Annotated in this window: 18 protein-coding genes and 3 pseudogenes; 12 read left to right on the top strand and 9 right to left on the bottom strand. The window is 68.2% G+C overall.

The window, feature by feature from the left end; genetic code table 11:
- A partial coding sequence (locus GA0115234_RS01290; protein WP_161275523.1) for a transposase occupies positions 1 to 245 on the bottom strand: 245 nt, incomplete at its 3' end.
- A 132-nt stretch (positions 246 to 377) separates the two neighbouring features.
- Here GA0115234_RS01290 and GA0115234_RS42115 point away from each other — a divergent pair.
- The 7 genes and pseudogenes from GA0115234_RS42115 (at position 378) to GA0115234_RS44180 (ending at position 4,234) form a co-directional block, all read left to right on the top strand.
- Positions 378 to 569, top strand: coding sequence for a hypothetical protein (locus GA0115234_RS42115; RefSeq protein WP_161275531.1), 192 nt, complete (start codon positions 378 to 380; stop codon positions 567 to 569).
- 174 nt (positions 570 to 743) lie between these two features.
- Positions 744 to 864: pseudogene (locus tag GA0115234_RS41250) on the top strand (IS5/IS1182 family transposase); the annotation flags it as partial.
- A gap of 89 nt (positions 865 to 953) precedes the next feature.
- Positions 954 to 1,502 (top strand): YciI family protein, encoded by a 549-nt coding sequence (locus GA0115234_RS01280; protein ID WP_093538962.1) that lies wholly within the window; start codon positions 954 to 956, stop codon positions 1,500 to 1,502.
- On the top strand, positions 1,499 to 2,662 hold the full coding sequence (locus GA0115234_RS01275; RefSeq protein ID WP_237540991.1) for an SGNH/GDSL hydrolase family protein: 1,164 nt from the start codon (positions 1,499 to 1,501) through the stop codon (positions 2,660 to 2,662). The genes GA0115234_RS01280 and GA0115234_RS01275 overlap by 4 nt, the downstream gene beginning before the upstream one ends.
- A gap of 219 nt (positions 2,663 to 2,881) precedes the next feature.
- Positions 2,882 to 3,337, top strand: coding sequence for a hypothetical protein (locus GA0115234_RS01270; RefSeq protein WP_176729037.1), 456 nt, complete (start codon positions 2,882 to 2,884; stop codon positions 3,335 to 3,337).
- A 58-nt stretch (positions 3,338 to 3,395) separates the two neighbouring features.
- Complete coding sequence (locus GA0115234_RS44185) at positions 3,396 to 3,842, top strand: hypothetical protein (protein ID WP_343335918.1); 447 nt, start codon at positions 3,396 to 3,398, stop codon at positions 3,840 to 3,842.
- Positions 3,824 to 4,234, top strand: a complete 411-nt coding sequence (locus tag GA0115234_RS44180) for a transposase family protein (RefSeq protein WP_343335917.1) — start codon at positions 3,824 to 3,826, stop codon at positions 4,232 to 4,234. Before GA0115234_RS44185 ends, GA0115234_RS44180 begins: the two co-directional genes overlap by 19 nt.
- 48 nt (positions 4,235 to 4,282) lie before the next feature.
- On the opposite strand, the gene GA0115234_RS01260 is transcribed toward GA0115234_RS44180, so the two are convergent.
- Complete coding sequence (locus GA0115234_RS01260; protein WP_093538959.1) at positions 4,283 to 4,651, bottom strand: VOC family protein; 369 nt, start codon at positions 4,649 to 4,651, stop codon at positions 4,283 to 4,285.
- Between the two features lie 419 nt (positions 4,652 to 5,070).
- Between GA0115234_RS01260 and GA0115234_RS01255 the strand changes: the two genes are divergently transcribed.
- A complete protein-coding gene (locus GA0115234_RS01255; RefSeq protein WP_237540990.1) occupies positions 5,071 to 5,394 on the top strand; it encodes a transposase in 324 nt (107 codons plus the stop codon).
- 6 nt (positions 5,395 to 5,400) lie between these two features.
- Here the strand turns inward: GA0115234_RS01255 and GA0115234_RS01250 are convergent, their stop codons facing one another.
- The 7 genes and pseudogenes from GA0115234_RS01250 to GA0115234_RS01220 form a co-directional block, all read right to left on the bottom strand.
- Complete coding sequence (locus GA0115234_RS01250; RefSeq protein ID WP_093538957.1) at positions 5,401 to 5,910, bottom strand: SUKH-4 family immunity protein; 510 nt, start codon at positions 5,908 to 5,910, stop codon at positions 5,401 to 5,403.
- 76 nt (positions 5,911 to 5,986) lie between these two features.
- Entirely contained in the window at positions 5,987 to 6,574 is a 588-nt protein-coding gene (locus tag GA0115234_RS42760; RefSeq protein WP_256088527.1) for an IS630 family transposase, read from the bottom strand.
- A gap of 172 nt (positions 6,575 to 6,746) precedes the next feature.
- Positions 6,747 to 6,839, bottom strand: a pseudogene (locus tag GA0115234_RS44175) (hypothetical protein); the annotation flags it as partial.
- 71 nt (positions 6,840 to 6,910) lie between these two features.
- Positions 6,911 to 7,664, bottom strand: a pseudogene (locus tag GA0115234_RS01240) (transposase family protein).
- Positions 7,665 to 8,895: 1,231 nt separating this feature from the next.
- The gene (locus tag GA0115234_RS01235; RefSeq protein ID WP_141718360.1) at positions 8,896 to 10,047 is read right to left on the bottom strand and encodes a hypothetical protein; all 1,152 of its coding nucleotides are present in this window, start codon (positions 10,045 to 10,047) and stop codon (positions 8,896 to 8,898) included.
- Positions 10,048 to 10,456: 409 nt separating this feature from the next.
- Positions 10,457 to 12,679 (bottom strand): catalase/peroxidase HPI, encoded by a 2,223-nt coding sequence (katG, locus tag GA0115234_RS01230; protein ID WP_093538955.1) that lies wholly within the window; start codon positions 12,677 to 12,679, stop codon positions 10,457 to 10,459.
- A 486-nt stretch (positions 12,680 to 13,165) separates the two neighbouring features.
- On the bottom strand, positions 13,166 to 13,804 hold the full coding sequence (locus tag GA0115234_RS01220) for a DUF4331 family protein (protein ID WP_202553250.1): 639 nt from the start codon (positions 13,802 to 13,804) through the stop codon (positions 13,166 to 13,168).
- An 85-nt stretch (positions 13,805 to 13,889) separates the two neighbouring features.
- On the opposite strand from GA0115234_RS01220, the gene GA0115234_RS01215 reads away from it, so the two are divergent.
- The 4 genes from GA0115234_RS01215 to GA0115234_RS01200 all read left to right on the top strand — a co-directional run bounded on the left by GA0115234_RS01215 (position 13,890) and on the right by GA0115234_RS01200 (position 17,995).
- Complete coding sequence (locus GA0115234_RS01215; RefSeq protein WP_141718359.1) at positions 13,890 to 14,423, top strand: hypothetical protein; 534 nt, start codon at positions 13,890 to 13,892, stop codon at positions 14,421 to 14,423.
- A 576-nt stretch (positions 14,424 to 14,999) separates the two neighbouring features.
- Positions 15,000 to 15,632 (top strand): TetR-like C-terminal domain-containing protein, encoded by a 633-nt coding sequence (locus GA0115234_RS01210; RefSeq protein WP_093538952.1) that lies wholly within the window; start codon positions 15,000 to 15,002, stop codon positions 15,630 to 15,632.
- A 55-nt stretch (positions 15,633 to 15,687) separates the two neighbouring features.
- On the top strand, positions 15,688 to 16,281 hold the full coding sequence (locus GA0115234_RS01205) for a hypothetical protein (RefSeq protein WP_093538951.1): 594 nt from the start codon (positions 15,688 to 15,690) through the stop codon (positions 16,279 to 16,281).
- Positions 16,282 to 16,321: 40 nt separating this feature from the next.
- Positions 16,322 to 17,995 (top strand): Helicase associated domain protein, encoded by a 1,674-nt coding sequence (locus GA0115234_RS01200; protein WP_343335916.1) that lies wholly within the window; start codon positions 16,322 to 16,324, stop codon positions 17,993 to 17,995.
- Positions 17,996 to 18,102: the final 107 nt, after the last annotated feature.

Here is an 18,102-nt window from a genome sequence, read left to right as displayed (position 1 = left end):
TTGAGCTCACGGATCCTCTTGCGAGCGGCGGCCAGCTCCGCCTGAACAGCGTCGCCGCCGGTCTGCGAAGCGGCCGGCGGTGCGGAGTGGGCGCCGGGCCGGCGCCCGTCGGCGGCCCGGATCCAGTTCCGCAGCGTCTCGGTGTTCACCCCGAGATCACCGGCGACGGACTTGATCGTCGCTCCCGGCCTCGACCGGTACAACGCGACCGCATCCGCTTTGAACTCGGCGGGGTAGTGCTTCATCCCCACGGGGACTCCGTTCTCCTGGACCATCAAGATCCAAGTGTCTCCGGTGTCCAAAACCCAGGGTCAAGGCCCGTGTGCCGTTTACCCCAAGCGTCGAACTCCTCGACACGCAACGGGCCGGGCCGCCAAGTGCCGGCCGACAGCGCCGCGGACAGGGCCGTGATGCGGGCGGGCATGTCCTGGCGGAACGCCCTCCACGTCATGCCGTCCGCGCCGGGGGAGCCGGTGCGGCCCATGCACTGGCGGGCGGCCCGCTTCAGGGTCCGCTCGCCGACGGCCTGCCGCATCAGCGAGTGCGCAGCCGTGCCGCTGGTCACCTGATCATCCCGGTCGCGGCCAGGAACGCCTGGGCGACAGCGGCCGGCGTGTGGGCGGCGACCTGGTGCGGCCCGTGCTGGGAGGCCGCGTGGTAGGCGGCTGGTCGCTGAGCAGGGTCGTGAGCGCCTTCCACAGGACTTCGGGGCCGCTCTCCAGGGCGGTCATCCTTCCGGTCGGCCCGGTGAGGGCGGGATGGCACGACTGACGTCCTGGCGCATCTTCCGCCGGGTCCCGCGCGAGCCCCAACCGCATGACGTCAATCGCCGCAGCCGTCCTCACCCTGGAGAGGCAACGCTGAAAAGGCTCACTGTTCCGCTCGGAACACAAAAGCCTTTGGCGACAAAGCCGCTTGAAACGGTGCCCTCGGGCGAGGAAGGGTCTGTGACCATGGAGTACTTCTGCTACCACCGAGACCGGCCGGACTCCCGCGCATTGCGCGAGGAACTGCTGGAGAAGCACTGGTCCTACATGGACCAGTACACGAAGGAACTGATCGCCCGAGGCCCGACCTTCGCCGACGACGGTGAGACACCCACCGGAAGCGTGCACATCGTCGACCTGCCCGACCCCGCCGCCGCCCGCGCGTTCGCCTTCGACGAGCCCAACTACCAGGCCGGGGCATACCAGGACGTGCTGCTGCGCCGATGGCACAACGTACTGGGGCGCACCATGTGGGACTTCCCCGGTGACCGAGAAAGCGGCAGCCAGTACCTGGTCCTCGGCCTCGGCGAAGGCCCGGCCGCAGACCTCACCCCGCCACCCGGCCAGGACGGGCTGATCGCGTACGGGCCGCTGCTGTCCGACGACGGCGACACATGGCTCGGCACAGCCGCACTGCTCCAGGCACCGAACCCGGACACGGCACGCACCATCCTGACCCCGGACCGGTACGCCACCATCGAAGTCCACAACTGGGAGACCGGCGGGCGCCGATGAACCACGAAGGCACCGGGCCGATGCGGGCGGTCCCATTGGTGGGCGGACCGGTGGAGTTACGGGGCGCACTGGACCTGGAGACCACAACGGCAGGGATCATGCCACGCCGGTTGCCGGCGTGGACCAAGGAGCAGTACCAGAACCCATCGGTCTACGGAGTGACCGTGATGCCTTCAGGGGTGCGGCTGGTCTTCCGCACCGATGCACACGCACTGGAGTTAGAGGTCCTCACCTCCACCGGCCAACTCGCCACCGACCCCCACCCCCGCCCAACCGGCATGCTGGAGTTGTTGGTTGACGGCGTCCCGGCCGGGCGCCGGCAGACGCCGGTGGGCAACGTGCTGAGAATGGCGGGCCCCGGAGCCGCACAGCGACTCATCCCGGGCAAACCCGGAACCATACGGTTTGCCGGACTGCCGCCCGGCATGAAGAACATCGAGCTGTGGCTCCCGCAGCAGACCCCCACGGAACTGGTGGCACTGCGCGCCGACGGCGACGTGCTGGCACCGCTGCCGGACGGGCGCCGTCGCTGGGTACACCACGGCAGTTCCATCAGCCACTGCATCGAGGCTGACGGCCCGACCGGGACCTGGCCGGTGGTGGCAGCCACCCTCGGCGGGGTGGAGGTGATCAACCTCAGCCAGGCGGGCAACGCTCTGCTGGACCCCTACGTCGCCCGGACGCTCCGCGACATGCCCGCCGACCTGATCAGCTTGAAGGTGGGCATTAACATCGTGAGCCTGACCGCCTTCCGGCTGAGGACGTTCGGCCCGGCAGTACACGGATTTCTGGACACGATCCGTGACGGGCACCCGGACACCCCGCTGCTGCTGATCTCCCCGGTGAGCTGCCCGGCCCTTGAACAGGTTCCCGGCCCGACCAGGACCGGACCCGACGGGAGGATCACCGCCCTGGGCGACCCGGCCGACGTGGCCCACGGCGCACTGTCGCTGACGGTGGTCCGCGCCGAACTGGCTCGGATTGCCGTAGCACGACAGACATCTGATCCCCACCTCCACTGTCTCGACGGCCGAGCCCTGCTCGGCCCCGAGGAAGCAGACGACCTGTCCGACGGCCTTCACCCCACCGCCGCCGCATACCGCCGAATGGGCAAGCGCTTCGCTGCCCACGCCTTCGCGCCCCACGGCCCTTTCCGCTGAGCCGTTCGCAGTCCCTCGTGCGACGGCGGGCATGCCCCATCCACCCCTGCCATCATCGAAGCTGCGCCATCTTGAAGTGGCTGGTCAGCGGGGTGGCGTGACCTCGTTTCGGGGTGCTCGTGCTGGTCGTGGGCGGCAGTCTGTGTTGTAGATCGTCCGGCGGGGTGGTTCTGCGGATTCCCGTCCGTCGTCGCGGGTGCCGCTCCTACGCTCCGGCCCATGATGGATCCCGAGGTGTTGGAGCGGATCGCCGCGCGGCGTGCGGAGCTGGACGGACTCGAAGGGCAGCTGGTCAAGCAGCTGTCGGAGGTACGGGCTGAGCGTGATGAGTTGGCCGTGGCCGAGCGGGTGTGGCAGCGGATGAGTGAGCAGCTCGCCGACGAGCGCACGGAGGCCGGGTCGCCGGTGGTCCAGGTGGCGGGTCGGGCGGTGCGGCTGGTCCCGGACCGTGGGCTGGGGGTGGCTGAGTCCGCACTGCCGGCGGAGTACCAGCGAATCCTGACCGCCGTGCGGCAGGCCGCCGGCCCGGTCTCCACCCGGCAGATCGGCGAGGTACTGGGCTTGGACACCGGGGTGAGGGGCAGGCTGGAGCCGCTGCGCGGGAAGCTCACGAAGCTGGCCGACCGCGGCTGGCTGCACAAACGACCCGACGGGAAGTTCACCACCCGCCCGTGACCGGTCCGCTCGGCGATCGGGGCGTAACCAAGGTGCCCCCGGCGGCTGTTGGAATTGTGTGACGAAAGCCGAAGAGCACGCCGGAGACACCGTGTCCCTGGTCTACCAGTGCCGCCTGCCGCTGCCCACGCACACTCTGCACTACCTCACCGACCTGCTGCGACGCCATCTCAAAGCGATACGGTCGAGGTGGCGGGCGCTGCCGCCCGGGAGGATCGCGGTGATCGTCTTGGCCGTGCTGCGGCACGACCAGCGCCTGGCCGACATGGCCGGCGGCAACGACATCTCCGCCACCACCATCCGGCGCTGGCGCGACGAGCTGATCCACCTGCTGGCCGCGGAGGCCCCTCGCCTGGACCGCGCCCTGAAGAAGATCGCCCGGCGGGGCGGCGAGGTCGTCCTGATCGACGGCACCCTCATCACACACAGCGCCGTACCGGAGAGGCGAACCGCCCGAACTGCTCCGGCAAGCATCGGCGCCACGGCCTGCACGCCCTCGCGATGACCGACGAGCGGGGCCGTCTGGTGTGGATATCGGCCGCCCGGCCCGGACGCACCCACGACATCACCGCCGCCCGCCGCGACCGCATCCTGGCCCACCTGCGCGCTGCCGGTCTCGGCGCCCTGGCCGACCTGGGCTTCCTCGGCCTGGACGACGACGGGGACGACCCCGTGGTCGTCACCGGCTTCAAGGCCACCCGTGCCCGCAAGCTCGCACCCGCCGAGAAGGAGGCCACCCGCATCCTGGCCGCCGGACGCGTCCCCGTCGAACGCGGCTTCGCCCATCTGAAGAACTGGCGGATCCTCACCAAGCTGCGTACAGACCCCGCCCGCGCCACCCACCTGTTTCGCGCGCTGCTCGTACTGACGAACATCGAGGCCACTACAGGAAATTGATCTCTACCACAGGCAGCCCACGACCAGCACAAACACCCCGGAACAGCGTCACCGGGCCGGGATCGGCTGGGTGAGGTTCACCGAGTTGCCGTCGGGGTCCTGGATGTGGGCGACGCGCTGTCCCCACGGCATGTCGTTGGGGCCGCCGCGGACCGAGCCGCCCAGCGCCGTCACCCGGCCGAGCATCTCGTCGACGTCGTCGACACCGATGCTGAGCAGGATCCGCGGTGCCGCCCCGGTCCCCGGGTTCGCCTTGGCCACCAGCCCGAGATCGGTGTCGCCGATCCGCAAGCCGAGGTAGAAGGCCGGGCCTTCAGCCGGCACCCGGAAGACCTCCTCAGCGCCGAACAATTTCGTATAGAAGCCGAGCAGAACGTCCTGGTCGGCAGTGATGATCACTGGCTGGATGGTGGACATAGCACTCCTGTCGAGAACGGTCGTATCGCTGAGTAGACCGTTCGAGGACGGTGAACTCATCGGCAAAACCACCCCGCCGGACGATCTACAACACAGACTGCCGCCCACGACCAGCACGAGCACCCCGAAACGAGGTCACGCCACCCCGCTGACCAGCCACTTCAAGATGGCAGAGCTTCAATGCTCAAGACCTGTGGATCGGACTCGGGAGAGGTGCCTCGCGCAACGCGGAGGGCGTACCTTCCCGAGTGATCGATTTCTGGTCATCGAGTAGGCCCGCGTTGTAGCGCGGGTCGGGAAGGCACGCCCGTACTACAACGCGGGCCTACTCGAAGCGGTCTCGTCTGATCTACGCCGTCCGCGAGTATCGTGGCCGCAAGGACGAACCCAAGGGTTTCGGCTGGAAGGACTACCGCGACTTGATCGTCCGTGCCCACACTCAGCTCGGCGGCCCGATCGTCCTGGTGTGGGACAACCTGCGCATGCACCTGGTCGTGCCGCTACGGAAGTTCTTCGCGGCCAACACCGCCTGGCTCACCGTATTCCAGCTACCGACCTACGCCCCGGACCTGAACCCGCAGGAGGGCGTCTGGTCGCTGGTGAAACGCGACATCGGCAACCTCGCCGCCGCGGACCTCAGCCAGATCACCCGAGCCGTGAAGCGTCGCCTCAAAAGGATCCAGTACCGACCGGAGCTGGTCGACGGCTGCCTGACGGCCACGGGTCTGATGCTGGAGTGCTGACGTGCTTCAGTCCTCCCAGTTCGCGTAGTCGCCCATCGCGACGTCGTCACACAGGGTCTCCCATAGCCCGTTGTGTGCGAGCGCGGTGTCATCGAGGGTGGCCAGGAGCTCGCGGAGGTCGCCCGCCGCCTCGTCGAATCTGTCCTTCTCGCCTTCTTCGTAGAACGGGAAGCGGGCGATGGTGGCCGCGACGCACCGGTGGAAGGCTTCGAGGTCCCTGTTCACGTGACTGGTGGTCGAAGACTCGGCTATGGGGATGTGCACGATGCGGCGCGAAGCCACTTCGATGGCGATGTGTCCAAACAGGCCGCTGGTCCCAAAGACGACCAACCCGCTCTCGTCCATCCCGCCGAGGACTGCCGCCTCGGCCAGCGGTTGGTACTCATAGCCGATCAGCCCCGCCGGGACGCCGATCCGCCGCAGCTTGGCGGCAATCTCAGTGGGCACCTCTGGTGAGCAGCCGATACGGATCACGACGTACTGGGGCAACGGCAACGGCGGCAGGTCTCGAATCACGCGGACATCATCCTCGTACTCCCGCGTCGTGGGGAACCGCGAGCCGGACCCCTAGTGTCTCGTGATCCTGTTCATGTCAGTTCGAGTTGTTATTGACGAGTTTCTTCACGTTGGTCGCGACGAGCCTGACCTTCGCGAGGACCTCGCCGGCGGTCGCGGTCCAGGTGAACGGTTTCGCGCTCTCGTTCCAGGAGGTGATGTAGTCGCGGATCTGCTTGATCAGGACGTTGACGCTGGAGAACGTGCCGCGGCGGATCGACTGCCGGGTCAGGATTCCGAACCAGATCTCGATCTGGTTGAGCCACGAGGAGCCGACGGGAGTGAAGTGGAAGTGGACGTGCGGGTTCTTGGCCAGCCACTCCTTGACTTCCGGGGTGGTGTGCGTGGAGAGGTTGTCCAGGACGACGTGGATGTCCTTCCCGGCGTGCGGTTTCACCGCCTTCTTCAGGTAGGCCAGGAAATCCTTGCCGTTCCGGGTCGGCCTGCACTCGCCGAGCACTTCGCCAGTGCTCACGTTCAGGGCGGCGAACAGGTTTCGTGGTGCCGTGCCGGACGTAGTCGGCGGTGCGCTTCTCGCTCGCCGCGAACGCGACGGGCAGTACCGGCTGGGTCCGGTCCAGCGCCTGGATCTGCGTCTTCTCGTCAATCGAGAGGACCACCGCACCGCCTGGCGGGGCCAGATACAGACCGATCACGTCGGCCACCTTCTCCGCGAACGCGGGATCTTTGGAAATCTTGAAGGTGCCGGACCGGTGCGGCTTCAGGTGTTCTTCCCGCCAGACGCGCGCGACGTAGTGCCAGGACACGGTGATGTTCTCGGTCCGCTCCAGGTACTTCGCCAACTCCCGAGTGGACCAGTGCGAAAGCCCTGCGCCGTCCGGCGGCGTCATACGCGTCAGCGCGATCACTCGGGACCGCACCCGGGCCGGTACCTGTTCCCGTGCACCCCCGGGACGCTCCCCTTCCAGCCCGGCCAGGCCCTGAGCCTTTTCCATCTTGATCAGGTGGCAAGTTCGAGGGCGAGGATGGCACGGACAACGGCTGTAATCCGGATGGTGCTGCAACGGAGCTTCCGCAGGAGTCGCCAGCATTTGAGGGTGGCTATAGCGCGTTCGCCGAGGCTGCGAATCTTGGCGTGATCGCGGTTGTAACGCCGGTGCCAGCCGCGCAGATTCTTCCCCCGGAACGGGACGCGGACAGCAGCGCCTGCACCCTGATATGCCTTGTCCGCCCAGCACTTGATGTCTCCGGAGGTCAGGGCGGCGGGAATGCCGTGGGTCCGGGCCGCAGTCAGATCGTGCACAGCTCCGGGTAGCGCGTCCGAGGCCCAGATCAGCCGGCCAGCTGGATCGGCGAGGACCTGCACGTTCATTCCATGGTGTTTCTTCTTCCCGGAGTAGTACGGCCGGTCGGCAGCGATGCGGTCGATCGGCAGCACGGTGCCGTCGAGGATCACGTACGCCTTCTTCCGCACGGCCGTCACGGCCTGTTCCAGCGTGGGTGCCCTGAGCGGCCATAAGGTCAACGGCCTCGCGTATGTACCAGTAGACAGTCGCGATCCCGACCCGGAAACCCGCTGCGAGCCGGGCGTAGGTGTCGCCGCAGCGCAGGTGGGCCAGGACGGGCAGGGCCTGCCGGCCGCAGGTGAGGCGGCGCCACCGGGAGCCGACGCGGCGGCGGTGACCTGCGAGGAGGCCAGCGAGATGCTGCAGGGTACGGCCGGACAGATCGATGCCGGATGGGTAGGCAAGCACGCGAGGGCTCCTGGCGGACTGGTGATCTTGGTCGTGAACCCGTCTACCAGGAGCGTTCTTCATACCCGCCGTCGGGGCTGCCGGCCCAACCACCCGTCACGAAGGGGCTTAATACGTGAGCCACTCCCTGTCGGGGATCAAGTTCTCGATCCATTCCTGGCCTCGCATGGACCACTGAGGAGCAAGGAACACGGGGCGACAGCGGGCGTGGTCGCCGTTCTGCTGGCAGCGCAGGATCAATCCCAGACTGAGGAGATACGGCTCCCCGCGGGGCCCGAAGCGCAGGCCGTAGACGTACTCGGGCAGGGTCGGATCCTCAAGTGTTGACGCGGTCTCCTCGATCCAGGGTTCGAGTTCCGAGGGCAGCCGGCCAACCAGAGGAGTGCCGTCGAGGCTGACCTGGGGCCCCGGCAGGCATCGACAGCTACGGCAGCCAAGGCCCGAGACTCCTGGTCGTAGTAGGTGTCGATGCCAACTCCGTCGAAGGGATACCAACGCTCGTACCTCTCGCCCCATCCCGTGATCGGCTCGCCCAGAGCGGCTGAGACTTCCTCCTTGCTCTGACCGAACCGTATGGGCCCCACAGACTTCGATGGGACCCGCGTCCACTCAGGACGCTCCCCGTCCCAGAGGAACCTCTCCGCGAACCAGACCAACGAACCCACCCCCGATCGAAGCATGCGTGCAGGAAGCATTCTTGCAAGGAGCGTTGTGAGGGGTACCACGAGCCTGCCTGCGGGGCCGATCCAGCATTCCAGAACGAGCCCTGGGTGACCGTGGTGGCGAAGGGGTGCGAGGTGCAAGCGAGGATCGAAAGTGCGGGCAGCGGATCGGGTCGTGCCCGCCTCGGCTGGTGGCATTTCATCACCACGATGGGTCCAGGCAGCCCCTGTCCCTCAGCGCGCTTTAGCGTGAGGTTGGAAAAGGCTCAGTCACCGTCCGATATTCTTCAGAGGGCCTCTGCGTGCGGCGCCGAGAAATGAACGCTCGATGCGCCTCGATTGCTACATCAACTGCTCCGGGTTCCGGCGTCCTTTGGTCGAGGCCCGCCTGCTGGACCACGACCAGATCCACCAAGCGCTCACTGACGCCGCCACGCAGGCCGGGCTCGACCCCGGCGAGGCCCTGCTGGGTGTCCCCGCCCGCCAGCACGGCCCGCGCCAGCCAATGTGCCGGGCCGGGGCGGTGTCTGCCTCGAATAGATCACCAAAGCGAGCTGGAGTTTGCCAATTCACCCCTCCATGGGTTCGAGAACGACGTCGATGGTGAGGGCGAACCGGGGCCGGGTGGTGCGGCCGGTGCCTTGTGCAGCCTGGAGTGTGTGCTCGCTGCTGTTCCCGAGCCACAAGCCCACAACCAAGTCGGGCAGGTACTGCTCCATGGGAACTGCGGTGTGCCGGACGGCTGTGTAACCGACGGTGAACTGCTGAGAGGCCGGATGGGCGGTGGCGGCCTCGACTGCGGACAGAAACTTCGCCGGAACCACGATCACATCACCGGTGCCCCTGATCAGCCAGTACACAGCGCTGGCACTATGCTCCAGCAGGTCGTGCAGCTGACGGCGCTTGATGGTCCACGTGTCCTCGCGCCCGGTGCGGCCGGGCGTCAGGGCGGTGGACTTCTTCACCTGGATGAGGTCTCCAATCCGCAGCTGGAGCTGGCCAGGTACGCGTATGTCGACGACGACGCCGATGTCGGCGCCGTTGGTCCGTTCCTCCTTCTTGGTCACGGTGCGGTGGCCGACTCGCAGATGTGGGCCACCCAGGCCTGTCAGCCGTGCTCGGGCGGGCACGGCGGTGAACTCGCTGAAGAGGCAGGCCAGCAGCGTGGCGGTCAGATGCTCTTCCTCAGCGGCACCGAGGTCACCCACGGAACTGGCGAACTCGGCAACCGCGCGGCGGGTGGCACCCCGAACGAGGCCTTCCAGCCCGAGGTCGGCAAGCCAGGTGGACGACGGAGCACCCAGCGGTCGGGGAAAGTCGCTCCGGCGGGCGTCGACCGACGCGGAGACGATGTCGAGCAGCCGCTCTTCCAGCGGCCTCGTTGACTCGACTGCGGCCTGCAGCCCGGCGGCACGTAGCTGGACACTGAGGACTTGGCTCCGGCCACAGCGGCTGACCGCTTGCCTGACCGTGGGGTGCTTGTCGGCGAGCGCGACGGTGAGCGCGACGTCCAGGCCTTCCAACTGGATCCCCAGGAGCAGAATCCACTCCAGCGAGCGCGCCCAGAGTGCCGGCCGTGCCCGATTTTCCACTCTCTTGCGCAGGCCGGCCGCCGCCACCGGATCCCGTTCCCCGGCCAGCAGTGCCAGGTCATGCCACAACTGAGCAAGCTGCTGGTCCACATGGGAATCGAGGCCGTCGAGTAGGCGAGATGTCACCATCTCGTGGCGGCTACGGATCCCCTCGCGTTGCTGGTGCGCCCGGGCGAGCCCAACGGCGACCGAGGCCGGCACCGGCAGCGCGGTGGCAACTGCGGGTGTACTCCACGCTGCCCAGCGCACCACAAGCGGAGGGCCGGAGGAGGGCCACCCGACCAACGACTGATGAGCGCACTCGGCAAGCAGGAGGTTCTCCACCCAGGCCCGGTGGGCTCCGGCGAACGCAGCGAAGGCGCCCGGCTCCAAGCGAGTGAGCTCTGCGACATCGGCCGGACGCGAACTCAACGCCGCCCTCAAGCAGTCGAAGCACGTCGGAGCGACCTTGTAATGAGCGGGGCAGGATTTCACCACGCGACACTACGACGGTCGACGACTCGGACACGGGGCGGGTGCATGATCGGTCGGACAGGTGCTATGCGTGGGTGCGCAGGTCGAACCTGTCGAGGTTCATGGTGTGGGTCCAGGCTGCCGTGAAGTCCTCGATGAACTTCAGTGTTCCGTCGGTACTTGCGTAGACCTCGGCGAGGGCGCGGAGTTCGGCGTGGGAGCCGAAGGCCAGGTCTGCGCGGCTCGCGGTCCAGCGGGCCGTACCGGTCGTGGCGTCGCGTCCTTCGAAGACCGTGGGGTCGTGTGCGGCGGGACTCCAGGAGGTGCCTTGGTCGAGGAGGTTGACGAAGTAGTCGTTGGTCAGCACGCCGGGGGTCGCGGTGAGCACGCCCGTGGGGGTGTTCTGGTAGGTGGCGCCGAGGGTTCTCAGCCCGCCGACCAGGGCGGTCATCTGCTGGGCGCTCAGGCCGAGCAGGTCGGCGCGGTCGACGAGGCGGTATTCGGCGGGGAGGGTGTCCTTGCCGGCGTAGTTGCGGAACGAGTCGGCCGCGGGCTCCAGGTAGGAGAAGCCGTCGATGTCGGTGTGGTCCTGGGTGGCGTCGACCCGGCCCGGGATGAAGGTGACCTCGACGTCGTGGCCGGCGTCGGCAGCGGCCTTCTCGACGGCGACGGTGCCGGCCAGGACGATGAGGTCGGCCATGGAGACGCCGTGGCCCGTGGGGCGGGAGGAGTTGAAGTCCTTGCGGATGTCCTCCAGCCGGTGGAGGAGGGCGGAGAGCCGGTGCGGTTCGTTGACGGCCCAGCCGTTCTGGGGTTCGAGGCGGATGCGGGCGCCGTTGGCCCCACCGCGCTTGTCGCTGCGGCGGAAGGTGGACGCCGAGGACCAGGCGATCCACACGAGATCGGCCACCGGGATCCCGGAGGCCAGGACGCGGGACTTGAGTAGTTCGACACCGTCGTTGTCGAGGAAGGCTTCGGTGGGCCGGGGCAGTGGGTCCTGCCAGATGTGTTCCTGCGCGGGGACCTCGGGGCCGAGGTAGCGGGCGATGGGGCCCACGTCGCGGTGGGTGAGCTTGTACCAGGCTTGGGCGAACGCCTCGGTGAATTCCTCGGGGTGTTCGAGGAATCGGCGGCAGACCCGTGCGTAGTCGGGGTCGACCCGCATCGCGACGTCGGTGGTGAGCATGGAAGGAGTACGCCGCGCGGACGGGTCGTGCGGGTCGGGGACGATGTCCTTGCCCTCGTCGTTCTTCGGCTTCCACTGGTAGGCCCCGCCGGGGCTCTTCGTCAGCTCCCACTCGTAGCCGAGGAGGATTTCGAAGTAGCGGTTGTCCCAGGTGGTGGGGGTGTCGGTCCAGATGACCTCCAGACCGCTGGTGACGGTGTCGTTGCCGTTGCCGGATCCGTACGTGCCTTTCCAGCCCAGGCCCTGCTCCTCGATCGGCGCGGCTTCCGGCTCGGGGCCGAGCGTGTCGGACGGTGCGGCGCCGTGGGTCTTGCCGAAGGTGTGGCCGCCGGCGCACAGGGCGACGGTCTCCTCGTCGTTCATCGCCATCCGGGTGAAGGTCTCGCGGATGTCGGTGGCCGACGCCATGGGGTCGGGGTTGCCCTTGGGGCCTTCGGGGTTGACATAGATCAGCCCCATGGTGTCGGCCGCGAGCGGTGTTTCGAGCTCGCCGTCGTCCTTGTGCCGTTCGTCGGTGAGCCAGACCTGTTCGGGTCCCCAGTAGACGGCCGAGTCCGGGCCCCAGACCTCTTCGCGGCCGCCGCCGAATCCGAGGGTCTTGAAGCCCATCGAATCCAGTGCCACGTTGCCCGACAGCACCATGAGGTCCGCCCAGGACAGCGCGCGCCCGTACTTCTGCTTCACCGACCACAGCAGGCGGCGGGCCTTGTCCAGGTTGACGTTGTCGGGCCAGGAATTGACCGGTGCGAAGCGCTGAAGGCCGGCGCCGTTGCCGCCCCGGCCGTCGGTGACGCGGTAGGTCCCGGACAGGTGCCAGGCCATGCGGATGATGAACGGCCCGTAGTGCCCGTAGTCGGCGGGCCACCAGTCCTGGGAGGTGGTCAGCACCTGCAGGATGTCGCGCTTGACGGCCGGCAGATCGAGCGCGTCGAACGCCGCGGCGTAGTCGAAGCCCTTGCCGTTGGGATCGGTGCAGTCGGCGTAGCGGCGCAGGACTCCGAGGTCGAGTCTGTCGGGCCACCACTGCTGGATGCCGTCTCCCATGAGCGGGCCCGGCTGCCTGGCCCCGGTGACGGGGCAGCCGCCCGCCGTCGGTTCGGTGTTCGTGGGCAGCGCGTTCATCTCTGCTTGGTCGCGGCTGTCGGGCACGGGTACGCCTTTCGAAGGCATCGCAGGGCATTGCAGGGCGGGGAGGAGGAGGGTGGGCCGCCCCGCGGGCGTGTCCGCGTGCATGGCGGGTACGCCCGGTCGGGATCTGGAGGTCCCGCAAGGGGGCGGGTCGTTGGAGAGGCAGTCGTGCATGACCACGCAAGCACGCTGTATGTCGGACGACCACCGGAGGCTGCCCGGACTGCCCCGTCCGGGCGGTGCCTCCAACTGTTCGGATGGACAGCAGCACCTCCGATCTCGGGCAGCGTCATACGCCCGAGGAGGTCGGCGACCCGCTCCGCGACGGGCAGCGCGGGGTCGAGGTACGGCGGCTGGAGGCCCACAGGAGTTCCTGATCCGGTCTCCTTCGGGGAGACCGGGTGAGGCTGGAGATGTTGAGCTTTGTCCAGCCTCGTGCTGCCGCGTAGGGGGAGACCGAGGACGGCGTGGGCGAACCCTTCAGCGGTGCGGCAGCCGCGCTACAGCTTCTGCCGGAGTGCGGCTCATGAACCAGCCGTCGACGCGGGGCCCGACGATGCCGCAGGGCCAGGCCGTGGTCGCCGTGAGGAATCTCCAGCGCGATGGTGTCCACCGTGGTGCCGGCGAAGGTGTTCTGCGCCTTCTGCGGATCCCAGCCCGACAGGTCGACGGCAGTCCCCTTCTCGACCGCACCGTTGGTGATGGCCAGCAGGACAGGTCCATGTAGAACGGGTCCTGTACGCGTCCGGCCCAGAGCCGGGTGGCGGAATCCGTGACGGTCTCGCCGGTGTGCCCCTCAAGAGCCAGCTTTCCGTCGGCGCTGTCCTCACGGGCGTCCTGACCGGTGAGAACGTCCAGTCGCAGTGCCTGGCCGCCGTCCGCGTCCGGCTCACCGAAGGAGACCCGGTAGGTCAACTCCTCGAACTCCGCCCCATTCGCGTGGATATTGAATTCGCAGCGCGCTTCGGGATGGAACCCCCGTCTCTGGTGGACGCCGGTGACGTTGGAGTTGAGGTCCATGACCAGGACGGTGCCGTGTTCGCCCGGGAAGGCGTAGAGGTCGCCGATGAACAACTGGCCGTTCTTGGCCGCCTGCGGAGTATCCAGGTGATGCGACATTGCCTGTTCCTTCTGATCGAAAGGCCAACCCCACCCCACGCGTCACTGTGCGCATATTCAGCGTAACTATATGTATTGTCATGCTATGGCTATAGGGACACCGTTGGGCGTTGTGGTCCGGGGCATGCTCGCGGGCGTGGCCGGCACGCTCGCGATGGATGCGCTGCTGTACGCGCGCTACCGGCGGGGCGGCGGCGACGAGGGGTTCTTCTCCTGGGAGTCGGCGGCCTCCGTCCAGGACTGGAAGCACGCTCCGGCTCCGGCGCAGGTCGGCCGTCGACTGGTGGAGGGCCTGTTCCAGCGCGAGCTGCCGGCTCGGCGTGCCCGGCTGACCAACAACATCACCCACTGGGCGTACGGCGTTCTCGCGGGCGGGCCGTACGGTCTTCTCGCCGGTTCGGCGCAGCGGCCGCGGATCGGCTACGGCGTCCCTTTCGGCGCCGGACTCTGGGTCGCGGGCTACGTCGTCCTGCCGGCGGCCGGTCTCTACCGGCCGATTTCCGAGTACGACCGAGTGACCCTGGCCAAGGATCTGACCGCTCACCTGCTCTATGGCCTGACCACCGCCACGGTGTTCACCATCCTCCAGCCGACGGGTCATGTTCCGCCGGGTCGCTGAAACGGGGGGAAGACCGGCTGACTGGGCGAAGAAATGAGCACGGAGCGCCTTTGGATGCTCGCGGCACTTCTTCCCCGGTGTTGCCGAGGCCATAGCGCGCACGACCCCGCCGGAGCCGGTGATGCCGACTGTGCTGAGACTGTTCGAGCTGGCGGACGCGGACGGTCCGATTGCTGGTGGAACTGTCGCTGGTGGGCCAACACCGCCGCGGCCACGGCGGGCTCTGCGACGCTCTGGCGGCAGGCCGGGTAGAGGCGCGGCCCGGCTGGACTGACGGGCCGGCCGCCTTCCAGTGGGTGAGGGCTGAGGAGGGGAGACGGTGAGGCCGGAGGCCCAGACGGGGGCGGTGGCGTGTACGCGGGGTGAGCGGATCACCGGACGTCGAGCGGTGGCCGGGCACAGAGGGCCTTATGTGCGAGAAGTGCCCGGAGGTGAGTGCTTCGCGACGCGGAAGAGTTGATTTCGCACCTGTCACCACTACTGCTGGACGAGCTCGCGTGCCACACTCTAATGCAAGAAGTGCTGCACTAGGGAGACTGGTGGCGGTCGGCCGTTCGCCGTGGCGTAAAGGAATCCATGACCGAGAAGTCCGTGCAGCGCCGCCCCGGTGGGCGCACCGCCCGCAACCGGGGGAACGTCCTCCGCGCCACCGCGGAGGTGCTGCTCCAGGAGGGCTATGAGCACCTCACGATCGCCCGTGTGGCCGCCGCGGCCCAGGTAGCGGAGACCACCGTCTACCGCCGCTGGCCGAGCAAGGCACACCTGGTCGCCGACGCGCTGTCCGAGTTCGCGAAGACCGGGAACCCGATACCGGACACCGGCACGCTCGAAGGGGACCTGCGGGCACTCCTCAGCCAGGTCGTGGCGCTCGTCGAACGGCCCGAGGTCCGGCGGGTGATCCTCACCGTCGTGTCCCTCACGGCGGACGACGAAGTGGTGGCGGCCAAGGGCGCCTTCTGGAAGGAGCGGTTCGCCGGCGCCGCCGCGATCGTGACCCGTGCAGTCGAGCGCGGTGAGCTCTCGGCGGACACCGACCCGTACGAGCTGATCGAGGATCTCGCCGCGCCCACGTACTTCCGGCTCCTCGTCACGGGGCGGCCGCTCGATGACCGCCTCGTCGACCGCTCCGTCGAACTCGCGCTGAGCCGACAGGGCATCCACGCCGCATCGACGCCCGCCCCCCTCGCGCCAACGCCGGCCCGCGACTGAGACGGTCGGCAACCTCCCACCACCGACACTCACTTGGCAGTAACGGAGCCACACCATGAGCAACGCATCGCCCACCGTGCACGCGACCATCGACGGCCACCGGTTCAGCCGCGACCAGGTTCTGGCGTGGGAGGCCGAGCGCCTGCCCGCGGCGGCCTCGAAGATCGGCCTTCCGTTGCCGTCCCGGGACCTCGCCCGGCAGCGCGCGGAGTTCGCCGACAGCAAGCTCGCCCTGGGAGCCGACGAGATCAAGCACCGCCTGCGGCGCGACCTCCGCGTCGGCGACATCGTGGCGAACACCACCGCCCGGCTCTCCCGCGGCGGGCGTGCCACGTCCGTGTGCGAGCTCCAGGTGACCGGCGGCAGTGCCGCCGGGTTCGTCCAGTGGTTCGACGACACCTCCCGGGACGACTACACCCACTCCATGACCGCGGCCCACCCCGACCACTTCCTCATCCAGGCTCTGCCCGACGGACGACAGGAAGTGATCGAGACCACCGGCGGCAGCCCTCTGCCCACCCGGTTCCTCGTCGACTACGCCGACCTCACCACGCTCACCACACCCCCCGACCCCGCCACCGACGCCGAGGCGGCGGGCGTCGCCATCAGCGGGAAGGGACTGCACATCGGCGGCGTTCGCCACGAGTGACGCGATCGAGGACGGCGTCCTGGCCGACTACCAGCTCCTCGTGCCCACGATCACCAGCACTGACCTGCGCACAGTCCTTACCAACCAGGACACCCACACCGGGTTCAGCCCGAGCGCCCGTCGCACGACCGCGCTGCACCTGGCCGTCCTCAAGGCCATGATCCAGCACGACCTGCGCCACGTGATCGTGTACTTCCAGCAGGTCGCGGACGCCGCCGACTTCGCCCGCCAGTTCCCCCATACGCTGCGCACCCTCCCCGAGAAGCAACGCCCCGCATGGGCCGACGGCCTTCTCGTGCAGTCGATCAACGGCACGCACACCCCCGGCCAGCGCCATGCCATCCTCACCGGCTTCGCCGATGCCGACCGCGGCGTGCTGACCAATGCCCAGGTCCTGGGGGAGGGGGTGGACCTGCCAGCCGTGGACGCGATCGTGTTCGCGGACCGCACGGCGAGCGTGCGCCGTATCGTCCAGGCCCTCGGCCGCGCGCTGCGCAAGCCCCCGACCATCGAGCGCAAGACGGCGAGCCTGGTCATCCCCGCCTACACCCCACCCGACGCCGACCCCAGCGACCTCCTCTCCACCCCCTACGAGGCCCTCTGGCTGGTCACCGCGGCGCTCCGGCACCATGACCAGTCCATCGCTGCCCGGGCCCCGCGCAAGAACGCCAAGCGCCGCCTGGACGCCAACACCCACACCCTGATCACACGCCGATTCCGGTTCGACTTCACCCTCGACCCCGGACATATCGCCCGGGCCATGGACCTGCTGGCCTGGCCCGCAGCCGGCGCTGTCCTGTCCGCGCCCCGCCGCGCGGGACTCGCGGCCGCCGTCCGCTACCACGCCGAGCACGGCCACCTCCGCGTCCCGGCCGACTACGAAGACGCCTACGGCTACCGACTCGGCCAGTTCATCACCGGGCAACGCACCGCCTACCACCAAGGCGCTCTCACCACCGACTGGACCGCCGAACTCGAAGACCTGGGCATGGTCTGGGACGACAGCGAAGCCGCCTGGCAGGGACACCTGGCCACCATCGAGGCCTTCCACACCGCCCACGGCCACCTCGCCATCCCCTCCCAGGAACCGGGCGGCCAGTTCCTCGCCGACCAGCGGTCCCTGGCACGCAAAGGCCGCCTCGCCCCCAGCCGCGAAGCCCAGCTCACCACCCTCGACCCGCACTGGACACTCCCGCACGGCCCCGACTGGCACCGCAAATACCACCTGATCAAGCACCACATCGAAGCCGGCCACGACCCGGCCACGCTGCGCCGCGACACGGTGATCGACGGCGTGAAGGCCGGCAGCTGGCTGCACCGTCAGTTCACCACCTGGCACGAACTCAACTCCGGCCAACGCGACCTCCTCACCAGCCTCGGCCTGACCGCCGATCAAGTCCCACTGAGACAAACGCCGAGAACGCCCGTCACATCCGGTACCAGGAAACGCCGCTCCTTCGAACAGACAGCGCTGCTGCTGCGCGCCTTCGTGGAGCGTCACGGCCGCCCACCCGGGGCCAGGGAATGGATCGAGGTCGACGGCGAACGCGTCATGATCGGGCCGTGGCTGTGCAAGACCCGCACCAAACAGAAGACAGGTCAACTACCAGAAGACCAAAGCAAGTTGATGGAAGAGATCCTCCGAGAGGACCGGCCCGGAACCACCCCCGATGTTCCCGAAGAGGGACCCACAGACATCTCGAAAGTTCCATAGTTTTTCTGCTTCCATAAGACAGGCAAGCCTCTTACCGAAACCGACCACGAGTCAGCAGCAAGGAGATGACCCGTCAAGCAGCCGAGCACACCCAGGCCCTGACACCC

It is taken from the genome of Streptomyces sp. DvalAA-43, assembly GCF_900091725.1.
GTDB lineage: Bacteria > Actinomycetota > Actinomycetes > Streptomycetales > Streptomycetaceae > Streptomyces > Streptomyces pulveraceus.
This window is presented reverse-complemented; position numbering and strand designations above follow the sequence as displayed.

Coding starts and splice junctions, on each gene's coding strand:
- katG (WP_093538955.1), bottom strand. CDS start 12,679: ATGAACGCGCTGCCCACGAACACCGAACCGACGGCGGGCGGCTGCCCC.
- GA0115234_RS01275 (WP_237540991.1), top strand. CDS start 1,499: ATGAACCACGAAGGCACCGGGCCGATGCGGGCGGTCCCATTGGTGGGC.
- GA0115234_RS01270 (WP_176729037.1), top strand. CDS start 2,882: ATGATGGATCCCGAGGTGTTGGAGCGGATCGCCGCGCGGCGTGCGGAG.
- GA0115234_RS01210 (WP_093538952.1), top strand. CDS start 15,000: ATGACCGAGAAGTCCGTGCAGCGCCGCCCCGGTGGGCGCACCGCCCGC.
- GA0115234_RS01205 (WP_093538951.1), top strand. CDS start 15,688: ATGAGCAACGCATCGCCCACCGTGCACGCGACCATCGACGGCCACCGG.
- GA0115234_RS01220 (WP_202553250.1), bottom strand. CDS start 13,804: ATGTCGCATCACCTGGATACTCCGCAGGCGGCCAAGAACGGCCAGTTG.
- GA0115234_RS01260 (WP_093538959.1), bottom strand. CDS start 4,651: ATGTCCACCATCCAGCCAGTGATCATCACTGCCGACCAGGACGTTCTG.
- GA0115234_RS01235 (WP_141718360.1), bottom strand. CDS start 10,047: ATGGTGACATCTCGCCTACTCGACGGCCTCGATTCCCATGTGGACCAG.
- GA0115234_RS01280 (WP_093538962.1), top strand. CDS start 954: ATGGAGTACTTCTGCTACCACCGAGACCGGCCGGACTCCCGCGCATTG.
- GA0115234_RS01215 (WP_141718359.1), top strand. CDS start 13,890: ATGGCTATAGGGACACCGTTGGGCGTTGTGGTCCGGGGCATGCTCGCG.